Below are 1,031 nucleotides of genomic sequence, written 5' to 3'. Positions count from 1 at the left end.
GAGATCTTTGCACAGAAGCCGATCAGTGATTCTGTTGTGAGGTTGGAGCAGGGAGATTCGCGATGGTGGATCGTGTTCTGGGTCAGTTGAGTCTGGCGGACGGTCTTGCGGTGTCGGATGAGACGATCTTCGACCTGATTGCGAAAGAGCTGGACTGGGAGCCGATCAGCAAGCTGCTTGGCCCGCGCAGCAGCAGCGGCCCGGGTAGCGCCAGCTACCCGGCAATGTTGCTGGTGCGCTGCCTTCTGCTGGGTGTGTGGCATGGGCTGAGCGATCCAGCGCTTGAGGCGCAGATCCGTGACCGGCTGTCGTTTCGCCGCTTCGTTGGCTTCAGCCTCTCGGACCGTACGCCCGATCATTCGACCCTATGGCGCTTTCGCGACGAGCTGACGCGTGAGCGGCTGATCGACAAGGTGTTTGAGGAGATCAACCGGCAGCTGGAGACGAAAGGCCTGATCGTCAAGCGCGGCACGCTGGTCGATGCCTCGTTCATGCAATCCCCCGGCCGGCCGCCCAAGCAGCCGAAGAAGGGCCACCACGGCCCGGTCAAGCCGTCGGCGGACAAGGATGCGCGCTGGGGCAAGAAGGGCAAAAAGAGCACTTTTGGCTACAAGATGCACATTGGCGTCGACCAGGGGCACACCTTGATCCGGCGCGTCGAGGTGAGCGACGCCTCAGTCACCGACACCGAGCCGGCCGACCGGTTGATCTGCGGCGATGAGAAGGCGGTCTATGGCGATCAGGCCTATTACACCCATGCCAGGCATGACCGGCTCGCTGAGGCCAAGATCAAGGATCGCCTGATGCGGCGGCCCAACAAGCATCACCCTGAATTGCCGCCGCGCGACAAGCTGCGCAACCGGCTGATCTCCAAGGTGCGGGCGGCGGTTGAGCGGCCTTTCGCCGTGTTCAAGGAGCGTTACGGCATGCGGCGCATGCGCTTCTTCAACCTTGCGACCAACCGCACGCAGTGCATGCTGGCGGCATGCGCCTACAATCTGCGGACTATGATCGGTGTCCTGTATCCACCC

1 protein-coding gene is annotated in these 1,031 nt (G+C 62.5%); it reads left to right on the top strand.

Annotation, left to right across the window (positions count from 1 at the left end):
- Window positions 1-62: 62 nt before the first annotated feature.
- The coding region (locus NKH04_RS33080; protein ID WP_352837550.1) for an IS5 family transposase at window positions 63-1,031 on the top strand (969 nt) is incomplete at its 3' end.

This window comes from Mesorhizobium sp. M1365 (genome assembly GCF_040317865.1).
Taxonomy (GTDB): Bacteria; Pseudomonadota; Alphaproteobacteria; order Rhizobiales; family Rhizobiaceae; genus Mesorhizobium.
Note: the sequence above shows the minus strand (reverse complement) of the source record. Positions and strands in the feature narration are given on the sequence as shown.